The 17,821-nt window shown below is 40.2% G+C and carries 14 protein-coding genes; 4 read left to right on the top strand and 10 right to left on the bottom strand.

All coding sequences use genetic code 11. From position 1 onward, the window contains the following. Positions 1-12 precede the first annotated feature (12 nt). The 9 genes from AC6CH1_RS14410 to AC6CH1_RS14370 form a co-directional block, all read right to left on the bottom strand. Positions 13-783, bottom strand: coding sequence for a 2-keto-4-pentenoate hydratase (locus AC6CH1_RS14410; protein WP_498318149.1), 771 nt, complete (start codon positions 781-783; stop codon positions 13-15). 14 nt (positions 784-797) lie between these two features. Further along, positions 798-1,274 carry a flavin reductase family protein gene (locus AC6CH1_RS14405; RefSeq protein ID WP_179946262.1) on the bottom strand — a complete coding sequence of 159 codons (477 nt, stop codon included), beginning with the start codon at positions 1,272-1,274 and terminating at the stop codon, positions 798-800. A gap of 70 nt (positions 1,275-1,344) precedes the next feature. Then, positions 1,345-2,298 (bottom strand): VOC family protein, encoded by a 954-nt coding sequence (locus tag AC6CH1_RS14400; RefSeq protein ID WP_251690479.1) that lies wholly within the window; start codon positions 2,296-2,298, stop codon positions 1,345-1,347. A gap of 27 nt (positions 2,299-2,325) precedes the next feature. After that, positions 2,326-3,534: an acyl-CoA dehydrogenase family protein gene (locus tag AC6CH1_RS14395; protein WP_251690478.1), complete on the bottom strand. Its 1,209-nt coding sequence runs from the start codon at positions 3,532-3,534 to the stop codon at positions 2,326-2,328. A 20-nt stretch (positions 3,535-3,554) separates the two neighbouring features. Continuing rightward, on the bottom strand, positions 3,555-4,412 hold the full coding sequence (locus tag AC6CH1_RS14390; protein ID WP_498318147.1) for an alpha/beta fold hydrolase: 858 nt from the start codon (positions 4,410-4,412) through the stop codon (positions 3,555-3,557). Between the two features lie 13 nt (positions 4,413-4,425). Continuing rightward, positions 4,426-5,910 carry an FAD-dependent tricarballylate dehydrogenase TcuA gene (gene tcuA / locus AC6CH1_RS14385; protein ID WP_498318146.1) on the bottom strand — a complete coding sequence of 495 codons (1,485 nt, stop codon included), beginning with the start codon at positions 5,908-5,910 and terminating at the stop codon, positions 4,426-4,428. Positions 5,911-5,978: 68 nt separating this feature from the next. Continuing rightward, positions 5,979-6,833: an alpha/beta fold hydrolase gene (locus AC6CH1_RS14380; RefSeq protein WP_498318144.1), complete on the bottom strand. Its 855-nt coding sequence runs from the start codon at positions 6,831-6,833 to the stop codon at positions 5,979-5,981. Between the two features lie 11 nt (positions 6,834-6,844). Next, the gene (locus AC6CH1_RS14375) at positions 6,845-7,837 is read right to left on the bottom strand and encodes a VOC family protein (RefSeq protein ID WP_498318142.1); all 993 of its coding nucleotides are present in this window, start codon (positions 7,835-7,837) and stop codon (positions 6,845-6,847) included. Between the two features lie 101 nt (positions 7,838-7,938). Then, a complete protein-coding gene (locus AC6CH1_RS14370; protein WP_498318140.1) occupies positions 7,939-9,138 on the bottom strand; it encodes an acyl-CoA dehydrogenase family protein in 1,200 nt (399 codons plus the stop codon). A 449-nt stretch (positions 9,139-9,587) separates the two neighbouring features. On the opposite strand from AC6CH1_RS14370, the gene AC6CH1_RS14365 reads away from it, so the two are divergent. From AC6CH1_RS14365 to AC6CH1_RS14355, 3 genes are all read left to right on the top strand, one after another. Continuing rightward, on the top strand, positions 9,588-11,414 hold the full coding sequence (locus AC6CH1_RS14365; protein ID WP_498318138.1) for a V4R domain-containing protein: 1,827 nt from the start codon (positions 9,588-9,590) through the stop codon (positions 11,412-11,414). A 276-nt stretch (positions 11,415-11,690) separates the two neighbouring features. Beyond that, entirely contained in the window at positions 11,691-12,899 is a 1,209-nt protein-coding gene (locus tag AC6CH1_RS14360) for an MFS transporter (protein WP_251690471.1), read from the top strand. Between the two features lie 165 nt (positions 12,900-13,064). After that, positions 13,065-14,027, top strand: coding sequence for a fumarylacetoacetate hydrolase family protein (locus tag AC6CH1_RS14355; RefSeq protein WP_498318136.1), 963 nt, complete (start codon positions 13,065-13,067; stop codon positions 14,025-14,027). 63 nt (positions 14,028-14,090) lie between these two features. On the opposite strand, the gene AC6CH1_RS14350 is transcribed toward AC6CH1_RS14355, so the two are convergent. After that, on the bottom strand, positions 14,091-15,938 hold the full coding sequence (locus AC6CH1_RS14350; protein WP_498318134.1) for an SLC13 family permease: 1,848 nt from the start codon (positions 15,936-15,938) through the stop codon (positions 14,091-14,093). A 316-nt stretch (positions 15,939-16,254) separates the two neighbouring features. Here AC6CH1_RS14350 and AC6CH1_RS14345 point away from each other — a divergent pair, with 316 nt between their 5' ends. Then, positions 16,255-17,745, top strand: a complete 1,491-nt coding sequence (locus AC6CH1_RS14345; protein ID WP_251690468.1) for a catalase — start codon at positions 16,255-16,257, stop codon at positions 17,743-17,745. Positions 17,746-17,821 lie beyond the last annotated feature (76 nt).

Below are 17,821 nucleotides of genomic sequence, written 5' to 3'. Positions count from 1 at the left end.
TCACCTCAATCCTCAATCTGTAAACTGTACTTTCAACTGTCCATAATTACCGAAATCAATTTCAAACTCGTCATTTGCATCGAAAAATACTGCCGCTGTAATCGCACCCGCTAAAATGAATTGACCCGCTTTCAGTGAAATATCATATTCACTCAACATATTGGCAAGCCAGGCAATCGCTTTCGCCGGGTTCCCCATTACCGCATTGCTTACACCTTGATCGATCACTTCACCATTTTTCTTCACGACAATCGGAATGTTCGCGAGTTCTTCAAAAGATGGTAAATCAGATGGTGTACCAATAATTGCGCCGGCAGATGAACCGTTATCTGCAACCGTATCCTCAAATTTAAATTTCCAGTCCATAATGCGACTATCGATAATTTCAATTGCCGGTGCAATCGCTTTTGTTGCCTGTAATACTTGTTCGACTGTCACATTCGGGCCCTTTAAATCTTCTTTTAATAAAAAAGCAATTTCGAATTCTACTTTCGGTTGAATAAACTGCGATTTCGAAATTGTACTGTTATTTTCATAAACCATCGTGCTCAAAATGTGCCCGAAATCAGGCGTGTCTACATTGAACATCTTTTGCATGACTTCGCTCGTCAATCCAACCTTCATGCCTACCAGTTCAGATTCCTTCAATTTCTCTTTAATTTGTAACAGCTGAATATGATAAGCGTCGTCAACTGAAATATCAGTTGACGACGTAAAAGGTTCAATTGGCTGTTTCGAACGTTCAGCAGTTAATAATGCATTAGCAGCTTGTTGAATATCCAATTTTAATCCCCCTGTTATACAGTAATTGTTTCTAATGAACGGTATTTGCCCGCATAGAATAGTAACGGCTCTTTCGAATCATCCAGCTTAATATCCCGTACTTTGCCGATGAACAATGTGTGATCGCCTTCAACGTACTCCGATACAACATCACAGCTGATCTGTGCAATGGCACCTTGTAAAACCGGTACACCTGCTAAACGCTCGAAAGTTACCTCTACTACTTCATCTTTCTTTTGACCGGCAAAAACCATTGAATAATCTTGTTGATCTTCAGCTAAAATATTGACACCGAAGATGCCGCTCTCTTTAATTTTTGGCAGGCAGCGCGCTTTTTCACCGATTGAAATCACAACCAGCTTCGGCTCTAAAGAAACAGACATGAATGCATTCGCTGTCATCCCATGCTCTTGTTTATCGTGCTCTGTTGTAATGACGGTAACACCTGTCGCAAACTTACCCATCGCATTTCTAAATAAACGATCATCCATCATAATGAAGCCTCCTCTTTGCAGATTATATTTTCACTTCGTAAACTATCCGCTATACCGCGAAACATTGTTACGCTTTAATTGTCGGGTTATTTTCAGGGTTATTGTCCATTTGATCGCCCCAATAAGTGAAACCTAAGCTCATCTCATCTAGTGTCCAACGAATTGGCTCCCAATCCGGCTCGAAAATTAAGTAACCGTTTGTGAAGATTTCCAGACGTACGCCACTGCCAGGGTCAATTGCATAAATGTACATTGCCTGTGAAATACCGTGTTTTCCTGGACCTTTAAACTCAATACCGTTTTCCTTTAAAATATCCGCTGCGCGCAATAAATCCTGTGCATTATCCAACCAGTATGAAATATGGTGTACTTCATGTGTAGAAGCGGAATGCGGATCAAAGCTGAATGCGATGTCGTGTACGAGTGGTGTTACACTTAACCATGCGCCTAAATAGCTGCCGTCCGGTGCTTCCACATATTCACGTAAGTTAAAGCCTAAATGTTGTATCATAAAATCTGAAAATTCATTTGCAGGGATAGAGCTTAATAGATTCACATGGTCAATACGGCGCGGCGATACACCTCTATTCCATGATTTATGCGTCTGATTTTTTAATACAGAGCGTGTTTCCGGTGCAGCCAATGTTTTTTCCATATCAAAATAAATTTCGAATGTATGTTTACTAGGCAGCTGGAAGCGGAATGCTTTTCCTTGGCCTTTTTCCGTGCCTTCCTCTACCCAGTTGATTTCGATTCCTTCTTTTTGCAGGTTTTCCGCAAAAGCATCTACATCTTCCGGACGCTTTGTACGCCATGCAATATGATCAAGGCGAGACTCTTCACCAGCGCGAAGTGTTAATGTATGGTGCTCGAAGTCACCCCATGCACGTAAATAGTGAACACCGTCTGCTTCTTCTGTTTCTTCAAGTCCAATTACTTCTTTAAAAAACCAAAGTGATTTTTCTAAATCTGTACTAACTAAACCAAAGTGGCCAAGTTTTGAAATTTCCGGATTTGTCATAGTGCATTCCCCTTTTTGATTATTTATCTATGCGAAATATGTGTTTGGCTCTAGATCCACCATTAAACGTCCATGTGTTTCAAGCAAGCTTGACGGTGTAATGAATGCATGTAAATGCATCGTAATAAAGTCGCGGTAAAATGCCTGGAATACGTTATTATTGTAAGCAAATACCGAACCTGCTCCTGCCAGCATCAAATCATAGGCTTCCTTACATAATTGGTTGGCATAGCCGTATTGAGCCTTAATGCGAATACTCACTTTTTGCGTAAATTCTTTGCCGCTCGTTGAATATTCGTCTAAAATTTCAATCGCATTTTCGAATAATGACCTTGCGCACTCCAATTTCATATCGATTTCTGCGATCTGTAAATGCGTTAGTGGTGCATCCGACATTTTGTTGTAGAATGTATTGCCGATTCCGGCTTTATTCACTCGTTCCATATGGACATCGAATCCGCCAAGAGCAGTACCTAATACCGGCGCTGCAATCGATAATGTCAGTGACGGTACGAATGGTGTGCGGTATAACGGATTATCCTTTAATTCATCGATCATATAATGACGCTGCTGTGCTAAGCGGTCTAATGAAATCCGGTGATCCGGGACAAACACTTCCTTAATGACAATACTGTTACTGCCTGACCCTTTTAATCCGACTACATCCCAGTCATCCAAAACTGTTACATCTTCACGAGGCACGATTAAAATCGCCATTTCAATTCCACCATTGCCATCGTCAACCGGTGCGCCACAGTAGAACCAGTCAGCGTACGGAGCACCCGATACGAACGGCCACTGTGCGTCTTTAATGAAGTAACCCCCGTCAACTTTTTCAATATCGATACGGATCGGTTTAAAGTTCCCTGCTAAAATCACATCATTATCACGGTTTGGCCCAAAAATTTCTGCTAGCGCTTTTTCGCCATATACATATGAAATCATGTAATCGCGAATATTGCTTAACGCTGTGAACCATCCGGCAGACGGATTTCCGCGGCTGATTTCAGTTACGACATCAAAGTAATTTTGCATGCTTGTTTCATGTCCACCGAAGATTTTTGGTCGTAAAACCTTCAATAATCCTTTTTCACGCATTTCCTGAATGATTTCATCTGGAATTTGGCTGTTTTTATCGATTTCCAATGTTGCTTCACGTAATTTTGGAATGAGCTGGCGAGCGTTCTCAACAAGCATTTCGCTTACAGATAATGTACTTACTACTGTTTCTCCCATGATATAGCCCCCTATTATGTTTAAGAATGTACTTCTTTTTTATCCTTTGTGAAAAAGTGCTTTGTCGCGTGTAAAAATTCTTCACGCTGTTCGATCATTGCCCAGTGACCACATCTTTTTATGATGTGCAACTCTGCATTTGGTAAATGTTCCAGCGCATAAAGGCTGCTTTGTACTGGCACGAAACGATCGTGGTAACCATGGATTAATAAAAATTCATTTTGCATACGCTCCAGTGCCGTTTGCGGAATTTGGAATTCTATCATTGTTGAACGTGTAAAGTTTTCACGGTATGAACGTTGGATCTCCGGACGTTGGAATGCTTCCCAACGTGCCTCTACTACTTGGTCCACAAAATCCTGCATACGATCCAGGTCATAGACGAACCAGCTCAGTAAGTTGCGCAAGTTTTCTTTTGTCGGGTCTAAATGGAAGTTTGCCAGTTTTGACAGTTCCGGTGTTGGCTGTGACAACGAGACACCTGCACCCATTAGAACAATTTTATTGAAGCGCTCTGGAGCAGCCATGTTCAAATATGTTGCTACAACGCCGCCTAAAGAGTTCCCGATCAGATTTGCTTTTTCAATGTTCAACGCATCCATTAAATCGAGTACTTGCTTCACGCGTACCGACATCCATTGCACACCGTTTTCCGGATATTCTTCCGGATGGTCCGTGCTGCCGAAACCGAATAGATCAAGGGCAACTACATGGAAATCTTCCGCATATTCATCGATGACAAATTGCCAGTTCGCTTTACCATTTGCTCCAGGGCCAGATCCGTGGATTAAAATAACCGCATCTTTATTTCCGATGCCGCCCTCCATAATAAATGTTTCGTAATCGCCTGTTTTTACTTTGCGCTCTATAATTGTCATAAAATTTCCTCCCTTAAATCGTAATTTTTCTTCGGCTATATTTTGCGGCCTGTTCACCTGCAATGCGGCCAAATACCGCACCGGAAGTTAAACCCGCACCACCCGGATAATTGTCGTAATACAAACCACCGACAATTTCACCCGCTGCATACAAACCATCTATTGTTGTGAAATCATTATGAATGACTTCCGCTTTTTTCGAGATTTTCAAACCACCGTAAGTAAATGTAATTCCGCACCCGATGGCATACGCTTCAAAAGGACCTTCTTCTATCGGGTTTGCCCAATTGGATTTCGGAACGTCCAAACCAATTGTTGCTTTGCCGTCCAATATATTCGGGTTGAATGCCGCATCACGGTTGACCGCTGCATTAAATGCATGAACTTCCTGCAGGAAATGATCTTTATTGATGCCGTCCATCTTTTCGGCTAATTGCTCCAACGTAGGGGCGGACACTTTCGAAACGTGACGCCCTTCGTATTCTTCTCGCAGGAAAGGTTTTGTTTTTGCATCGAAAATTTGCCATGCACACTGCCCTGGCTGCTTTAATATTTCACGTCCCAGCTTGGCATACGTATAATTCCGGAAATCGGAGCCTTCATCTATAAAGCGCTTGCCTTCATTATTCACGAGGATGCCGAACGGATAGCTTAGTTTCTGGAAGCCTTCCTTATAATCCGGCAAATAACGGTCGCCTCCAACTGCGTGTGCACCAGACCAGTTTCCTGTAGTACGGGCCCCGAGCTGCATCGCCATCCGTAAGCCGTCTCCCACGTTATACTTACAGCCGCGCGTATGAACCGTATCCCAACCAGGCCCTAAATACTTTGTACGCATTTCGACATTCGCATGAAAGCCGCCGCTTGCCAGTACGACCGCCTGGCAGTCAATCTGGCGTTCTTCTCCTGCGTGACGGACGATCATTCCTTTTACTTTGCGCTGCTCTGTGACGAGATCAACAGCCGCCGTATTGTAATGGATTGTAATACCTAAACGATTGGCTTCATTATGTAACGCATCAACTAAGCCTTTTCCGCCGCCGACTGCTTCGATGACCATGTTGCCCCAAAATTTGAATTTTCCGTCTATTTTATATGCCTGCCGACCATAGATCGGGATGAATTTAATATTGTGATTGAGTAACCATTGCATCGTTTCAAAGCTCTTGTCGGTCATGACCGATGTTAAATCGTAATCTGTACGAAAATTCGACATTGTGCATACGTCATCAAAAAACTGTTCGCTTGGATAGCTGCCGAAATCCGTCATCGCAAATTCCTCATCCGTCATATCCGGCAGCAATTGCCTAACCTCTTCACCATCTTTAAAAGCAAAGCGAATTGATCCGTGCGTGTATGTCGTATTGCCACCCTTTTCTTCTTCAGAGGAAATTTCCAGTACCGTTACTTTTGCGCCATGTTCTGCTGCCGAAATGGCCGCGCATAACGCGGCATTTCCGGCACCTACTACGACGATATCTGCTTGTTCATTTAACATTTTCAAATCACTTCCACTTCATTTTGTAAGCGCTTTATTATCATTCAGCGGAAAACACTCAGAAAGACTTAAATTTTACGGTTGAAGAATTGTTGAATTAAATAATTGAACGACTCTTTCTTCTCGATTTGTGTCCAGTGACCGCATTGAGGGAATACATGCAATTGTGCATTCGGAATATGTTCTGCTAAATAATAGCTTGATTCGATTGAGCATACTTTATCGTTTTGACCATGAATTAATAAAATCTCATGGTTAATGCGGTTCAATGCTACGACTGGAATCGGTACAGCTGCCGTTGAGAAAATTGAGTTATTTGAGCGCTTCACTTCTTCACGCATCGCATTGGCATAGCGTGCATCTGTTAAACCGTCAATAACCGGTTGCATTGTGTCTTTATCGTAAACGAACCAACCCATAATTTGTTGTAAACGTTTTTTAGAAGGATTGTCATAGAATGATTTTGCGCGAGCCAATTCTAAGCTTAGCTTCGTATTTGGTGTGCCACCCGGACCCATTAATACAACGCGGTCAAAACGTTCAGGATATTCAAGCAACAGTTCTAGCGCAATGGAACAGCCTAACGAGTTCCCTACTACATGGGCTTTTTCGATTTCATAGTAATCTAGCAGCTCAATTAATTGCTCAACCCAGCAATCCATCCATAATTGACGGTTTTTTAGCGGTTCATCCGGATGATCACTATCCGCAAAACCGTATAGGTCAGGTGCTAAACAGTGAAAATCATTTCCACAGTCATTTAATGCATAACTCCAGTTGGCGATTGATGTTACACCAGGACCTGAACCGTGTAAAAATAGAATCGTTTCATTTGTCTTTGAACCTGCCTCATGGACAAATGATGTATATTTACCTGTTTTCACGTGACCTGATCTGATTGTCACTTCATTTGCTACTGTCATTTTTCATCCTCCTATACTTCTAATGCTGGAACTGCTTTCTTTTCTTTAATACCTGTTGCATCAATTGTTGGGACAATAAGCGGATTGCCTGTAATGCTGTCCCCCCAGTAAGTGTTTCCAAATGCACGTTCTTCGGGACGCCATACAACTGTTTCCCAGTCCGGCTCGAAAATTAAGTAGCCGCCTGTAAACAGCTCCACTCTGCAACCGCTTCCAGGATCGATCACATATAAGTAAATTGCCTGTGAAATGCTATGTTTTCCAGGTCCTATAATTTGCAGTCCGTGCTCTTTGCAAATATCTGCAGCTCGCAGCAAATCGCCTGAGTTGTCTTGCCAGTAAGAAATGTGGTGGAATCGCGCTGTTGTTTCAAGTTTTTCATGAGATACTAAAGCGACATCATGTACCAATGGTGTTACACTCATCCAACCGGCTAAAATATCCCCTTCTTCTGTTTCAACGCATTCATTGATCCGGAAACCAAGTTCTTCCGTGAAGAATTTATAAGTGACACTTGAATCCGCATCAGTATGAATATTAACGTGGTCAAGACGTCGAGGAGAAGCGCCCTTGTTGTATGATTTATACGTTTGGTTTTTCAGGACAGAGCGACGGCTTTCTTCCACAACCGGTTTTTCAATATCATAGTAAAGTTCTAATCGATGTCCAGATGGTGCTGTAAAACGGATTGCTTCACCGATTCCCGGTGTTGTCCAAGCAGCGATATGCTCAATTTCATAGCCTTTTCCGCCTAATTGATCCGCGAATAAAGCAACATCCTCTTTGCGCTTTGTACGGAAACCGATATGGGTTACCCGACCTGCTTCACCTGGCGCAATGGACAGTGTATGGTGCTGGAAGTCTCCCCACGCCCGTAAATAATACGTATCTCCAATCTGTTCTGTTAGCTCAAGGCCGATAACATCTTGGAAAAAATGCAATGATGCTTCCACATTCGAAGACTGTAATGCGACATACCCTAATTTTGCTATTGCTTGTTTCATTCACTTAGCCCCCTTACTTAAAAGTAACTGTACTTTAATTCACAACTCTCAAACTACAAGAAAACTTTTTTGTTTTTTCTGAAAAATCCGTAAATATTTACTTAATAACGAATTTGATTTGGCTGTAAACCTGCTAATTGTCTGCCATAGTTTTCTCTCGTAATAACCGGTGACAATGAACGGTGGGAGTTTAATGTTAAGAAATCACGAAGGAGACGCTGCATCGGGCTGGCATCATATACAAAGCCGGATCCGCTCGCTTTTAAAATTGCCTGAACCGCGTCATTCAGCATTTCATTTGCGTAGCCAATATCCGCCAAAGCTTTCAGGCGTAAATCTTTTGGCATAATCTCCCCTTTTGCTGCCCACTCATCAATCGATTTTGCTAAATTCATAAAGTAAAGTTCAGCAGTTTCTACTTTTAACTCAGCTGTTGCTAATAACTGATGTGTGCTTGCCGCATCTTTAATCATTTTCACACCCATATGCTGGGCAGTACGGTACGGTAATGATTGTTTGAAATTATCGAGCATCTCTTTCACAACACCAAGACCCGGTAAGCCCAATGATAAAATTAAACATGGGAACAGTGCAGAGTTATATAATGGAATATCGCGTAAATGCGGTGATTGGAAATCTCCGTCTAAAATTTTCACAAATGATGTAACTCGGTGTTCCGGTACGAAAACATTTTTCATTTTCACCGCATTACTGCCCGTTCCTCGAAGACCTAACGTATGCCAGTCGTCTTCAATTTCCAGTACATCAAATGGTACTGTCATTAACAGCTGCTCTAAAATGTTATCGTTCTCATCTTTTGTATACATACCGAAGTAACCCCATGTCGCATGCAGTGAACCTGAACAGAACATCCAGTGACCTTCCTCAACAAGGTAACCGCCTTCCACTTTCCGTACAGTGCAAGATCTTGGTTCATATACACCTGCAAATAATACATCCTCCGGGTTGTCAGAGAAAATTTCCAAGTGGGCCTTTTCACTGAATGATTCCGCCACCATAATATCGCGAATTGCACAAAGAGAAGCAATCCATCCAGTTGAAGCACATGCTTTCGATAGTTCAATAATGACCTGGCTGTAAGTTTCGACATTTGCCTGTAAACCACCGTATCGTTCAGGACGTAAAATATACATTAAGCCAGAATCTTTCAATTCCTGCATTGTCGCTTCTGGTATTCTTCTAATCTCCTCTGTTTCCTTTACACGTTTACGAACATTCGCTGCAATCTCCTGCATTTTATTCATTACTTCAATTTGTCTTTCTGTAAGCGCTGTCGTCATCATTTCAACTCCTTTTATTTGTTAAATCCAATATTACGGTTTTAAATTACGAATAATATGGTGAATATCTATGGAATTTACAATCAAATATAAGTAAAAATTAACGAATCTTGATCGTACAGCAAACGTCCAATCATATAAAAATACGATTTTTATAGATTGTTCAAGCCTTTTTGTTTCATCTATACGGCAATCATTTTTCCAATTTAATTAAACGCTTTTTCTATGTAGAGCAGCTTTTCGGATAATAATTTTAATACGTTATATTTGAAAAAATCGTAGTGACAGAACCCGAATTAAAGTTTCTATAAAAAATAATAACAAGTTGAAAATAGTAATTTTTTTACTAATATTTAACAAAAATTAAAAATTATCTTCTCATTTCAATGTAAAGTGTGGTATGTTTCATTTAAAAATAGTTAATATTCCGAATATTCAGGAGGTTGAAAATGACTGGCTCATCTTATGTAGATAAAGCGTTGTACACTACTACTAATACATTTGGGATTTTAAGGAAGGAATTAATCGAAAGCTTAGGCCTTGAGTACGCAAAATTTTTCTTACAGCGTTACGGCTGGAATATTGGTATTACTCACGCAAAAGAAGTCGATTATTTACCACTTACATTAACCGAAAAATTAAACAGTGCTGTTGGGTATCATCTTGCCTCCGGACAAATTACAGATCTCCTTTCGGAAAGAGTTTTACAGTTACACTCTGATGATACGGTCAAGTATATGTACGCTAAAGGAATTTGGGTTAATTCTTATGAAGTTGAGGAGCACCTGAAACATTTCGGGCAAAGCGATTCTTGTATTTGTCATACATTGGCCGGTTATTCAAGCGGCTTTACCTCTTATTTGACGAAAAAGGAAGTATATATTGTGGAAATGACTTGTCGTGCCAAAGGAGACGAGCATTGTGCATTTGAAATGCGCATGCTGGAGCATTGGGATCCTGAAACTCAATCCGACTTAAAGAAAATTAGTCAGACGCGTATGATCGATGACTTGAACAAAACATATATGGAGCTTTTCGAAGAGAAGAAACATACAGAAAAGGTATCGACTTTCCATAACAACTTAACATTGGGTATTTCACAGGGAATGCATATCGACCAGATTTTGGAAACTATCTACAATACGTTGAATATACCTGCTATCGTACAGGATTTAAGCTTTAATACACACCACTCGATCGGTATGACTCAGGAGCAGCTGGATTTTATTAAAGACGACTTTATTCAGCAAATGCCCCAAACGAAGTCCGGAAAAATCTTAATCCAGCCAATCGACCCTATGCAGCCAAGTCAGGTAGATTGTCCGAAACATACCCGGTTAATTAGTCCGATTATCGTACAGAAGCAAATTATCGGTTATATATCATTCATATATTTTTCGCAGGATACGAATTTTAAAGAAGAAATGCATTATTTACAACGCTCGGCTGTTTCCATCTCCCTTTGTTATTTAAATGAAAAATCGAGTCTGGAAGCGACTGAAAATATTAAAGCTTACTTTTTTGAACAGTTGCTGCAGCAGCAGTATACATCAAAGAAAAGTATGATCAGCCGCAGTTACCTCCTACAAATTGATTTAAATGAAGATTTTTATATCGGAAGTCTTGGCATCACTAAAAAAGGAATACCCGTTCATGAAGCATCCACTATTTCAAAAATTATTCAGTCAGTCATTGTCTATTTGGAAATGCATCAAACATCGATTTTCATTACAGAATTCCAGGATGAAATTGTATTTTTGTTCCCTAAAAAGGATGATACCGATGATATTTTCCAAAATATATTGAAGCATTTGCAGCGCAAATTCAGAAATTATGATTTCCGTATTGGACTAAGCCGCGTCATTAATGATATTGATGACATTGTGGAAGCACATCGTCAGGCAATTTCTTCTTTAAATATTAATAAGCGGGACATGATTGTATATTTCGAGAATACGAATATACTTGGTTCGTTAATTAATCACCAAAACAGCGATATTATAGTGAAATTGGCTCATCGTGAGCTGGAACCTATTCTGTCATTAAAACCAAATAAAAGAGACGAATTTTTGAAGACTTTATACACATTTTTAAATCATAACGGAAACCTAAATCTGACAATGGTTGACTTGAATTTATCGATGAGCGGGCTTGTTTACCGAATTCAAAAAATTGAAGAATTGCTCGATCGGAACCTGCGCAGCTCTAAAAACCTCTTTGAATTAATCCTTTTAATCGAATCATTAATAGTTTTAGGTGAAATTGAAATAGAATAACTGAATTTCGAGTACAGAACAACGGTATTTCCGTAGTTTTGTACTCTTTTTTATTTGTGGTTACTTTCGATTATTAAAAACGCATTCAGACAAAGAACTCCGTAACGTTATTTAACAATTTTTGTTTAATTAAAAAATACTTTTCCGCAAATTATTATCGTTACCGTGAAAGGGCTTACATGTTAATATCTGAATATTCAATCGATTGAGGGGGGTATTTTGCACAACATGCTAAGTCTTTAAGATTCAAACAAAATAAAAATTAGGGGGTATTTAATGTTTCCAACATCCAAAAGAGGTTTTTTAAAGTTTTTAATTGTCCTGATCGCTTTCCAAGACGTAGCTGCTGGTGTAGCGGGATCAATTATGGCAGACCTTATTGTAGCCTTCCCGGAGTTTAGCCCTACTACTGTTATGTTAATTGCGACAATGCCAGGTTTGCTTCAAATTTTTCCTTCCCTTTTCTATGGTAAGCTAGCAAATAAATTTTCTAAACGTGCATTATTAATGACCGGTTTAATTTTATTCTTAATCGGTGGTATCATGCCATTCTTCTTAAGCAATCTATTCGCAATTATTGTTTTCCGCGGTATATTAGGCCTTGGTGTTGGTATAACTTTACCTTTATCCATTGATATCATTACTGGTTTCTTTGATGGTCGTGAACGTGATTTCCTGATTGGATTCGGTACATCGACAATCGCATGTGTTGGGGCAATTTTCTTCCAAGTAGTTGGCGGTATGCTGGCAGACGCTTACGGTTGGAACTATGGATTCCTAGTGTACTTATTCCCTATTTGGATTTTAGCCATTACTTTCCTGTTCTTACCGGAGCCGAAAAAACAAGATGTACCCAATGCTTCAATTAAAGATGTTCTTTTTAAAGCGCCAAAAACAGTATATGGCTTTACAATTGGGCAAATTATTTTCTCTGCCTTCATTTATGGCTATGTAACAAATATCTCAATTATTATTCAGACTGAAGGTTTAGGAAATGCGACGGAAGCCGGTCTGGCGATTTCACTCTTTACAACAGGTACATTAATAACAGGCTTCATCTTCGGTAAACTGCGTTCGGTGATCCCAAACCTGATCGTACCATTTGGTGTACTGTTAACAGCTACCGGGATTTTATGGTGTTCTGCAGTAGGCAGTTTACCGATGATCTTTGTAGCAAGTGTACTCGGCGGCATGGGTTTAGGAATCGTACTTCCTGGCGTATTAGCACGAGTATCGGAGCTATCAAACATGGCAAAAGGGATTTCTTATGTCGGAATCGCTGCTGCAGGTCAAGGCTTGGGCGGTATTGTAAGCCCTTATATGTTTGCCACTCTCCTAGGTGTATTTGGCTTGGAAGGCGGACGCTCTACTTTACTAGTATCTTCTATTGGTCTATTTGTTTTAGCAATTGTCTGGGCAGTTATTATAACAAGAAAATCACCACTATCCATTAATGATAGTGAAGGCCAGACAGAAGTTGCTTAACATTAAAAAGCTGTTCGCTATGGATATCCCCATAGTTGAACAGTTTTTTTATTATTCATTAATTTTTATTGATTTCTTCTTTATAAATCCATTAATTTACAACTAACTATTTTTTATTATTTCATCTAAAATTACGTTAGCTTTACTATTTTAGGAGGGGTTGTAATGGGAATTAAATTAGTACGTTTTCAAAAAGGTGATTTGATTCAATGGGGTGTGTTAGAAGATGAACTATATGTAATCAACGGTTCTTACCGAACATTACGGGATATTTTAACAACGGGTATGGAGGATGTTGTTACTGCAAAACAGTCTGGTCATATTGTGAACCAAGCTGACATTACCATTCTTTCGCCTGTAACAGACGATGCAAACATTTACTGCCAAGGTACTAACTACAGCGCACACCGTGTTGAAGCCGGTTTTTCACAGCAGAAGCCGCCCTATAACCTATTATTTACTAAGGCTCCAAGTACGTTAACTTCTGCAACAGCAAATATCGTATGCCCTGCACATGTTCACTTACTCGACTATGAAATTGAGCTAGGCATTATTTTGAAGCAGGACGTGACGGAAGCGGTTGAAGTGACGGAGCATAATTTAAAAGATTATATTGCAGGATTGGTTATTACGAATGACGTTTCAGCACGGGATGTCCAAATCGTTGAACAGCAATGGTTTAAAGGAAAAAGCTATCGCGGCTTCTGCCCTACTGGACCGTATCTTTACTTATTGGAAGACGGCGAAATTGATTATTTGGAAAAGTTGGAGCTCCATTTATCCGTAAACGGCGAGACACGGCAGCAGGTGAAAACAGATCAGCTATTGTTTAAACCGACTGAAACTTTAACCGAAATGTCGAGCATCTTTGATTTGAAAACCGGTGACCTTATTTTAACTGGTACTCCTGCTGGTGTAGGTCTACGTCTGAATGCTGATATTTTAAGCATTATTTATGATAACTCCATCTCATATGAAGAAAAAGTAGAGGCATTCTATAATTCACAAAAAGATAACGGCTATTTACAGCCTGGCGATGTGATGCGCCTGGAAATTAAAAGTGAAGATGGTGTCATTGATTTAGGCGTACAGGAAAATAAAATTGTACAGGCTGTTACAATAAAATAAAGAGGTATTTGAATGACATGCCTATTCAGATACCCCTTATAAAAATTCTACCTTCTGTACCGATTAAAACGGAAACAGCAACGGTACTGCAATCATCATGACAATAAACATAATGACTTGTAACGGAACACCGACTTTAACGAAATCCATAAATTTATAGCCGCCCGCTGTTAAGACAAGGGAGTTTGTCGGAGATGCAATCGGTGTTGCAAACGCCATACTAGCAGCAGTTGCTACCCCAATCATGAATGTATACGGGTTCGCATCCATAGCAAGTGCTGCAGTGATGGCAATCGGCGAAAACAGTACCGCCGTTGCCGTATTGCTAACAAATTGCCCGAAAACAACGGTTAATAAATAAATTCCCATCAATACACCATATGGACCGAAATCACCGAGTACATTGATAATGCCTTCAGCGAGAATCGTCATCCCGCCTGTTTTCTCAAGCGCTGTCGCCATCGGAAGCATTGCCGCTACAAGTACAATACTTTCGAAGTTCATTTTACTGTAGGCATCATCCATATTGCGCAGACAGCCTGTAATAATCATAAGAACCGCCCCGATTAATACAGCAATGACAGCATCAAATACTTCAAACACCATAAGCCCGATCATCAGCAGCATGATAATACCGGCAATCGGTGCCTTTCCGTTTGCTGCAATAGCTCCTGCTAATTCGCGCGGCTGACCTACTACGACCACATCCTGTGTTTCGCGGGACAACAGCTCAATTTCATCCCATGTTCCCTGCACTAAAATCGCATCACCGAAACGCAGCTTCTGATCGGCCATGTTCTTCAATAAATATTCGCCTTTACGGTTGATTCCTAAAATGTTTAAGTTGTATTTTTCACGGAAACCGATTTTACTAACCGTTTCCTTAATAAGACGTGATTGAGGTGTTAATAACACTTCCGCTACACCGATTTTCTTCGTAACGAGCTCTTTCGCATGATCTTCAAATGGCTGAACAGTTAATGCAAAATCATGGGCAAACTGTGCTACATCATCGGCCAAACCTTGTACATACAGCTCGTCTCCAACATGAATAATACTTGTCGGTCCCGCCAGCTCCTGGTACGTCATCGGCCTTAAATTAAGCCCTTCCTGCACAGCACCGTGTTTTATTTTCATAATATAAATATGATAGGTTGCCGGAAGTTTCAAATCAGCGAGCTTTTGTTCCGAGATTGTTGAATGCTCATTAACGACAACACGAAACAGCTTATCATGCAGATCATATTCCTTGGCAATTTTCTTTGGAGAGAGCTTATATCCCGCATTTGACTGAGATCGGTTTTCCTCATTAGGTAACAGCACATTACGTACTAATACTAAATAAATAATAACGGTAATCGTCGCGATAATTCCGATTGGAGTTATCGTGAAAAATCCAAGTTTTTCGAAGCCATGATCAATGAGTGTTTGTGAAGCGATCAAGTTTGTCGGCGATGCAATTAATGTCATCAGCCCCGACATGCTCGCAATGTAGGATAGCGGCATTAAAAACTTGGACGGACTGACTTTAATGCTGATTGCAATCGAAACTACAATCGGCAGCATTAACGCGACCGTACCAGTATTGCTCATAAACGCCCCGACAATTGCGACGATGACCAGCAGCAAAATAAAGAGACGGAGCTCATTATCTCCCGACCATTTCAATAGTAGATTTCCTGCCATACCAGCAAGTCCTGTTCTTAAAATACCTGCCCCGACAACAAATAGCCCTGCTATCATAATGACTACAGAATTCGAAAATCCTGCCAGCGCTTCAGCAGGTGTTAAAATATTTAATATAACAAATGATAATAGTGCCATTACTGCGACAAGATCTGCCCGCAATCGATTCGTCGTAAATAAGATAATCGTAACTGCCAAAATGATAAAAGTTAATATAAGTTGCATAACCATGTCCTTTCGTATGGTAGTCGCTTTTATTATATAGGAAATAATAGGAGAACTCCCCACCTTTGTCGATTAATAAATAAAAAGCTATTATTAACTAAAATGCGGAGTAATATTTACCTTTTCTTGCTAATAAAAGGTATAATTTACTAGAAAACTATGTTATCAGAATCTTCTTCAATATCCATTATTAATAACTAATTCTTTAATATAAAGATTCCTTAAAAAGAATTATTATAATCTAGTAGAAATTATGATTTAGATTTGTTATATTATTTATGAAGAGTTTTTCAAAAAGATTTAGGAGGAACTATACATGACAAACGAACGTTTAACAACAATTACTGGTGCTCCAGTAGTATCGAACGATGATTCTCAAACAGCTGGTCGCCGTGGCCCGATCTTATTACAAGACGTATTCCTAATTGAGAAATTAGCGAATTTTAACCGTGAAGTAATTCCTGAGCGTCGTATGCACGCAAAAGGTTCAGGTGCATTCGGTACATTTACTGTAACTCATGACATCACAAAATATTCAAAAGCAAAAATCTTCTCTGAAGTTGGTAAGAAAACAGAAATGTTCGCACGTTTCTCAACTGTAGCAGGTGAGCGCGGTGCGGCTGATGCTGAGCGTGACATTCGCGGTTTCGCATTAAAATTCTACACTGAAGAGGGTAACTGGGATATGGTTGGTAACAACACACCTGTATTCTTCTTCCGTGATCCATTACACTTCCCGGATTTAAACCACGTTGTTAAGCGTGATCCAAAAACAAACATGCACAACGGTAACTCAAACTGGGATTTCTGGACTTCATTACCTGAAGCATTACATCAAGTAACAATCGTAATGTCTGACCGTGGTATTCCAAACGGCTACCGCAAAATGCACGGATTCGGTTCTCACACTTACTCAATGATCAACGAAGCCGGCGAACGCGTTTACGTGAAATTCCACTTCCGTTCTCAACAAGGTATCGAAAACTTAACAGGTGCAGAAGCTGCTGAAATTATCGGTAAAGACCGTGAATCTTCACAACGTGACCTATTCGAGTCAATTGAAAAAGGCGATTTCCCGAAATGGAAAATGTACATCCAAGTGATGACTGAAGAGCAAGCTCGCAACTCTAAAGACAACCCATTCGATTTAACAAAAGTTTGGTACAAGTCTGAGTACCCACTAATTGAAGTTGGGGAATTCGAATTAAACCGTAACCCGGAAAACTACTTCGCTGATGTTGAGCAAGCTGCATTCGCTCCATCAAACGTTGTCCCTGGTATTTCATTCTCACCAGACCGTATGTTGCAAGCTCGTTTATTCGCTTACCAAGATGCAACTCGTTACCGTTTAGGCGTTAACCACCACCAAATTCCTGTAAACACACCAAAATGCCCATTCATGGTATATCACCGTGATGGACAAGGCCGTGCTGACGGAAACCGTGGTGCAGCTATTACTTACTATCCAAATAGCTACGGTGCCCTACAAGGTCAAACACAATATAAAGATCCTGCATTAGCTCTTGATGGTCCAGCTGACATCTACGACTTCCGTGAAGATGACAACAACTACTTCGAGCAACCAGGTAAATTATTCCGTCTTCAAACACCGGAACAGCAACAACGTTTATTTGAAACAACTGCTGCTGAAATGAACGGTGTTGAAGAATTCATCAAACGTCGTCACATTTTACACTGCTACTTAGCTGATCCAGCATATGGTGAAGGTGTAGCGAAGGCAATGGGTCTTTCATTAGATGGTATGGACCTTTCAAACCCATACGCTAATACGGTAAGTATGTACTAAGATTTACTCTATGAATTTAGCTTCTTGCTCAAATTGTTAAATTCAATAGCTATTCAATAATTTAGTTTTACTAGAT

The organism is Solibacillus sp. GQ1 (assembly GCF_059758555.1).
Note: the sequence above shows the minus strand (reverse complement) of the source record. Positions and strands in the feature narration are given on the sequence as shown.

Bases quoted from the DNA above. Each gene is read 5' to 3' on its own strand.
- AC6CH1_RS14405 (WP_179946262.1), bottom strand. From the start codon at position 1,274: ATGGATGATCGTTTATTTAGAAATGCGATGGGTAAGTTTGCGACAGGT.
- AC6CH1_RS14400 (WP_251690479.1), bottom strand. From the start codon at position 2,298: ATGACAAATCCGGAAATTTCAAAACTTGGCCACTTTGGTTTAGTTAGT.
- AC6CH1_RS14395 (WP_251690478.1), bottom strand. From the start codon at position 3,534: ATGGGAGAAACAGTAGTAAGTACATTATCTGTAAGCGAAATGCTTGTT.
- AC6CH1_RS14390 (WP_498318147.1), bottom strand. From the start codon at position 4,412: ATGACAATTATAGAGCGCAAAGTAAAAACAGGCGATTACGAAACATTT.
- tcuA (WP_498318146.1), bottom strand. From the start codon at position 5,910: ATGTTAAATGAACAAGCAGATATCGTCGTAGTAGGTGCCGGAAATGCC.
- AC6CH1_RS14380 (WP_498318144.1), bottom strand. From the start codon at position 6,833: ATGACAGTAGCAAATGAAGTGACAATCAGATCAGGTCACGTGAAAACA.
- AC6CH1_RS14375 (WP_498318142.1), bottom strand. From the start codon at position 7,837: ATGAAACAAGCAATAGCAAAATTAGGGTATGTCGCATTACAGTCTTCG.
- AC6CH1_RS14370 (WP_498318140.1), bottom strand. From the start codon at position 9,138: ATGACGACAGCGCTTACAGAAAGACAAATTGAAGTAATGAATAAAATG.
- AC6CH1_RS14365 (WP_498318138.1), top strand. From the start codon at position 9,588: ATGACTGGCTCATCTTATGTAGATAAAGCGTTGTACACTACTACTAAT.
- AC6CH1_RS14360 (WP_251690471.1), top strand. From the start codon at position 11,691: ATGTTTCCAACATCCAAAAGAGGTTTTTTAAAGTTTTTAATTGTCCTG.
- AC6CH1_RS14355 (WP_498318136.1), top strand. From the start codon at position 13,065: ATGGGAATTAAATTAGTACGTTTTCAAAAAGGTGATTTGATTCAATGG.
- AC6CH1_RS14350 (WP_498318134.1), bottom strand. From the start codon at position 15,938: ATGCAACTTATATTAACTTTTATCATTTTGGCAGTTACGATTATCTTA.
- AC6CH1_RS14345 (WP_251690468.1), top strand. From the start codon at position 16,255: ATGACAAACGAACGTTTAACAACAATTACTGGTGCTCCAGTAGTATCG.